General features: G+C 45.9%; 4 protein-coding genes, 1 tRNA gene and 1 pseudogene. 3 read left to right on the top strand and 3 right to left on the bottom strand.

Annotated features, from left to right (window positions below; all coding sequences use genetic code 11):
* Positions 1-834, top strand: an 834-nt coding sequence (locus PHU49_14235; GenBank protein ID MDD5245163.1) for a sugar phosphate nucleotidyltransferase, incomplete at its 5' end; no start/stop codon positions are given.
* Positions 835-1,248: 414 nt separating this feature from the next.
* On the opposite strand, the gene PHU49_14230 is transcribed toward PHU49_14235, so the two are convergent.
* The 3 genes from PHU49_14230 to PHU49_14220 all read right to left on the bottom strand — a co-directional run bounded on the left by PHU49_14230 (position 1,249) and on the right by PHU49_14220 (position 4,297).
* A complete protein-coding gene (locus PHU49_14230) occupies positions 1,249-2,217 on the bottom strand; it encodes a polyprenyl synthetase family protein (GenBank protein MDD5245162.1) in 969 nt (322 codons plus the stop codon).
* Position 2,218: 1 nt separating this feature from the next.
* On the bottom strand, positions 2,219-2,950 hold the full coding sequence (locus PHU49_14225) for a methyltransferase (protein ID MDD5245161.1): 732 nt from the start codon (positions 2,948-2,950) through the stop codon (positions 2,219-2,221).
* Between the two features lie 126 nt (positions 2,951-3,076).
* Complete coding sequence (locus PHU49_14220) at positions 3,077-4,297, bottom strand: DUF1015 domain-containing protein (GenBank protein MDD5245160.1); 1,221 nt, start codon at positions 4,295-4,297, stop codon at positions 3,077-3,079.
* A gap of 119 nt (positions 4,298-4,416) precedes the next feature.
* On the opposite strand from PHU49_14220, the gene PHU49_14215 reads away from it, so the two are divergent.
* Positions 4,417-4,489 (top strand) — tRNA-Phe (locus PHU49_14215).
* 312 nt (positions 4,490-4,801) lie between these two features.
* A pseudogene (locus PHU49_14210) lies at positions 4,802-5,117 on the top strand (transposase).
* Positions 5,118-5,282: the final 165 nt, after the last annotated feature.

The raw sequence follows: 5,282 nt of genomic DNA, 5'->3' as shown, positions 1-5,282 counted from the left end.
ATCTATAAAATGGATTATGGTCATTTTATAAGGCATCACCAGAAAAAGAAGGCAGACTTAACGATTTCTGCCATAGAGGTCGATATCGCAGAGGCCTCACGGTTTGGTGTTATTGAGGTGGATAGTGACGGACGGGTTTGCGGGTTTGAGGAGAAACCGGAACACCCCAGGCCAATACCGGGAAAACCGGACAAGGCATTCATTTCAATGGGTGTCTATATCTTCAGCAGGGACGTGCTGATCGATGTTTTGAATGACGATGCCCGCCGTGATACCTCCCATGATTTTGGAAGGGATATCGTGCCCTATATGTATCCCCAGCGCAGGGTATATGTGTACAGGTTCGGTACGGGCAAGAACAAAGACGCGACATACTGGAGAGATATAGGCACAATAGACGCATACTGGCAGGCGAATATGGATCTCGCATCAGTGAGCCCTGTTTTTAACCTTTACGACAGAAAATGGCCGATACGGACCTATGAAGGACAATACCCGCCTGCAAAAACAGTCTTTGCCGATGAAGAGAAGGGCAGGGCGGGAAAGGCATTGGATTCCATCATATGCAGCGGGGTTATTATCAGCGGCGGCAAGGTAATAAAATCCGTTCTTTCTCCCGGTGTTCGCATAAACAGCTATTCTGAAGTGAGCGAGTCCATACTCTTCCATGATGTTGTTGTCGGAATGCGCGCCCGGGTGAAGAAGGCCATCATTGACAAAGGCGTCAGGGTGCCCGACGGAATGAAGATCGGTTATGATCTTGATAAGGACAGGAAACGTTTTTATGTCTCCGAGGATGGGATTGTCGTGATACCCAAGGGGGAAATACTGTAGTCAAGCTCATAGCTGACAGCAAATCGTATACTGTAGTTCGTATATCGAGGTTCTAAGGAAAGCGTTCGGTGTTCGGCGAAAAATACCGTTTTAGTTCATGGTTGACAGCAAATACTAAATCCTCTAAGCACTAAACAAATTCGAATGTTCAAAATCCAAATCAGTTGTATAGAATAAACGTGTCATTGCGAGCCCGCAGGGCGTGGCAATCCCACTAATGAGATCGCCACGTCGCTCCGCTCCTCGCGATGACGATGGGACGGGAAATCCTCGCGATGACGATGGGACGGGAAATCCTCGCGATGACGATGGGACGGGAAATCCTCGCGATGACAGTTTTGAACATTCGATATTCAGATTTTGAAATTGTTTCGGATTTCGATATTAGGATTTAGTGCTTGGTTTTACTATAAGCTATTTCTCCCGGCTGAGCATATAGCTGGTAAGTGTCAGGAGGGCTTCTTTATATCTTGACTCCGGAAAAGACTTTAAATGGCTTTTTGCGCTTTTCGTATAATTTTCAGCAGTCGAGAGGGTGTAGTCGATCCCGTTATATTTTTCGATGATCTTCCTTACCCGCGCAAAATCCTTTGCAGTAATGCGAGGTTTGTCAATGACCTTCATGAGGTACGACTTCTCTTCATCGGTGGCGGACCTCAGTGCGTGGATCAGGGGGAGGGTCACCTTGCCTTCCTGCAGATCCGTTCCTACACGTTTGCCGAGGACATTGTCAAAGGATGTATAATCGAGGATATCATCCATGAGCTGAAAGGCCATACCGAGGTTGTAACCGAAATTGCTCATGTCCTTTCTTTTCTGCTGTGTACATCTTCCGAGGATCGCTCCGATCTCACAGGCTGCAGCAAAGAGCACGGCGGTTTTATTGCCGATTATCTGAAAGTATTCTTTCTCTGTGGTATCAATATCCGCTGTCTTTACGATTTCGAGGATCTCCCCTTCAGACAGGGCAGTTGTCGCTGCCGATATGATCTGGAGGATCGTGTCATTCCCCTCACGGGCCATGAGTTCAAAAGATTTTGAGTAGAGGAAATCGCCGACAAGCACGCTCGGTTCATTCCCCCATACCGTGTTGACCGTGGAGAAGCCTCTCCTGGTCTTTGCGTTGTCCACCACATCATCGTGCAAAAGTGTCGCCGTGTGTATGAATTCTATGATAGCTGCATAGGGTATGTGTTTTTCTCCTTTGTAGCCGCAGAGCTTGGCGCTCAGTATAACGAGAATAGGCCTGACCCTTTTGCCGCCTGATTGAATGATATAATTGACGATCTCTTTGATGATATCGATCTTTGTCGTAATCAGCCTGTCAATCGATGTTTCAAGCTTTTTAAGATCTTTTTCGATTACATCCGTAATAGCTGCCATGTCAGTTCCTTAAAAGATAGTAATCTTTCACTTCTTCCGTATAATGTCCGTTTTCATAAATATAGAGAGGCGGTTCTATGGTCATTCCGACCCCGCCTTCCTTGATGAATTCGGCAAGGAAAAGGTTTGAAGGTTCATTTTTTTTTGGGTGGATGAACCGTATCCTTTTTGGCTCAAGCTGATTCGATCTGGCGCTGTCTATGACTTCTCCGAGCCTTTTTGACGGGTATATGACATAGAGCCTGCCTTTCTTGAAAAGCAAAGCCGATGATGATGAAAGGAGAGCGGTAAGATCAAGATAAGACTCGTAACGGGCAATACGGCGGGAATCCCCGGGACTCTTTCTTCCGGTTTTTGCTTTCGTATATGGTGGATTGGACAGGACAACGTGGAAGGGTCTTCTTTTAAGCTCCCTGACAAGGGAACCGATGTCTCCCATTAAAAACAGGACATTGTCGCAATGGTTTATTTCCTTATTTTTTAGCGCCGCGTCAAAGAGCTGCTCCTGGATCTCCACGCCCACCATTTCATTACTGCGACCTTTTTTTGTCATATAGATAGGTATGATACCACAACCGGTCCCAATATCCAATAATCTTTCATTTTTTTTGAGAGTGACGAAATTCGCAAGAAGAATGGCATCCATGGAAAACCTGTACCCGTCTTTTTTCTGAATAAATTTTAGTTTTTCTTCACAGAGGAGGTCTAAAGTTTCGTCGTCGGACGTCTTCATACCGAATTGCCTTCATTCATATAGCTTCGTTACCTTCGTCGTCATCTCCTCGACGTACCAAATGTACGTCTCCGTCGCCTCCTCCTCGTCGCCTCGCTCTATTTTTGAATGCAACCCGGTTTTTTATTATGCATATTTGTAAAATACGAGGCCTGTAAGTATCTTTGGATAGAAGAATGTCGATTTCGGGGGCATGTAAAGACCGTTTTCCGCTATGCTTTTTACTTCATCAACCGTTGTGGAAGGAAGGAAGAGAGCAAGGTCGACAGACCCATTTTGTACAAGGTCGACGGATTCATAGTGATCCTGCGTGAACGAGATCTCTTCATCGTCGATCCCGATGAGTTTTTTCAGGATATCGTTGTGGAGTATGTTGACTCTCAATTTTTTCAATACATCGTGGACACCCTTGTCTGTGATGACCGGCACTACTTCAGTTAGTTGATATATATGTGCAGGGTCTTCACGGGAATAGAGCAGGAATGACGGTTTTACTGATCCGTTGATCATGGGGAAGAGGACCCTCAGTGTGTTTTTGTCGGTGTAGTCGTGCTTCTTGATCTCAATGAAACCTTCCATGGAACTCAACACATTCCGGAGGTTCTTCTTTTTTGCAAACTGAATAATTCTGTGATAAGGCAGGATGACGATTCCTGGCGAATACATGTTGGTCAGATAAAGCGGTATATAGGGTATATTGAGCCTGTAGGAGACGTCCAGCCTGTGGTGCCCGTCTGCTATGTATATCTTTTTCCGATCCATTATTGACGTAAGGTGCCTGATATCTTCCACACCCTTCATCCTGTAAAACCTGTTTCTGATAGACTGTTCATCAACAAAATCGTAGACCTTTTCTTTCTGTGAGGAAACGAGGACGTTTTCGATCTCCTTATCCCTGTCTTCATAAAGTCCGAAGATGAGACTTGTAAAGGTTTTCAGGGTGTTTATCAATTGCTCCCTGTCGGCCTTTGCCTTTTTTCTTGTCTCTTCGTGTGTGAGTATCCGGTCCTTGTCAAGTTTATGGAGTGCTATGAATCCTCTTCTGAGATAGGCCTTATCCTCTATGGAGAATTCCTGTTCATAAACGTAGACCGTTTCCTTGTCTTCCTCGCGCAGTATGCCGTCCTTCATCCATTCTTCCATGGTCTCCCTGGCAGTATTATATTTGTCCATGGAAGGGGTTGACATTGGCAACTCCAGCCGGATGGCATTCAAACCGTCCCTCTCGTAGTAGGCCCTTATATTGGTAACGACATCATAGGGAGGGCATACGCAAAGAGCGATATCATTAACCCTCTCTTTGTTATACAGTATACCTTTGAATGGTTTTGTCAGCGACTGGGACATCTCAAATGTGTTAACACAGGGGATGCAGAATGTCAAAATCTTTCAGAAGGAGTAAAGACTATAATACGGTATGAATGTCTTGACATGTCATGAGCAGTTATGTTTTAAATAAACAGATTGCCGAGGTAGCTCAGTCGGTAGAGCAGGGGACTGAAAATCCCCGTGTCAGCGGTTCAATTCCGTTCCTCGGCATTTCTTTTTGTCCTGGTTTACAACCTTCCGCAAAAGATACCTTTAGAACGGCCTTGATCGTTGAGGCATTACAACGGCACAGCCTGAAATCCCTGATAAACAAAAGTTCACAGCCATTACCTCCGGAGAGAGATCACATTTTCGGAATCGCTGCGCCCATTTTGTGCCTGTTAAATTTGTTCTTCTGCTTCGCGATGGAGTTTTTCAATAGTCATAGCATCTACCATGTTTCTTACTGCCGTTCTCCTCAGGTCATGGAAGCGCTTTACCCGTTTGATGAATCTCTCACTTCCGCAATGCTCTGGGGATCACCAGGCAACGTTTTACCGGTGGAAGAAGAAATGCGGCGGATGGGGACAAACGAGCTAAGAAGATTACGGCAACTTGAGGAGGAGAACAGAAGGCTCAAACAGATGGTGACAGACCTCTCACTGGATAAGCACATGCTTCATGAGGATATATGTGCCCCTTAAGGTCTGAAAGATGGAAGGTGAACCACAAAAGGGTACACCGTCTGTACCATCTCGAGGGATTGAAGCACACCCGGGGACTACCGGATGTAATCTGCATGGACAACGGCAGAGAGTTCATCTCAAAGGCAATGGACAGGTGGGCATATGATAACAGGGCGGCCGATATCGGGAATAAACGGCTGGTATTGCTCTACGTCGACTGATTGTGGGTCCTGCTTCTCAACGCGTCGATCAGTAGCCGGCTCACCTGTTGATGGTGTTCCAGGATATCGTATTTTGTATCTTTCAGGAGCCAGCGGCTCACCATGTGTTCAAGAATG

This window comes from Syntrophorhabdaceae bacterium, from assembly GCA_028713955.1.
In the GTDB taxonomy this organism is placed as follows: Bacteria; Desulfobacterota; Syntrophorhabdia; order Syntrophorhabdales; family Syntrophorhabdaceae; genus UBA5609.
The sequence above is the reverse complement of the archived record's forward strand: the minus strand, read 5'-3'. Positions and strand labels throughout refer to the sequence as shown.

What these genes read in the sequence shown, in the direction of transcription:
- PHU49_14225 (MDD5245161.1), bottom strand. Translation starts at nt 2,950, where the DNA reads ATGAAGACGTCCGACGACGAAACTTTAGACCTCCTCTGTGAAGAAAAA.
- PHU49_14220 (MDD5245160.1), bottom strand. Translation starts at nt 4,297, where the DNA reads ATGTCCCAGTCGCTGACAAAACCATTCAAAGGTATACTGTATAACAAA.
- PHU49_14230 (MDD5245162.1), bottom strand. Translation starts at nt 2,217, where the DNA reads ATGGCAGCTATTACGGATGTAATCGAAAAAGATCTTAAAAAGCTTGAA.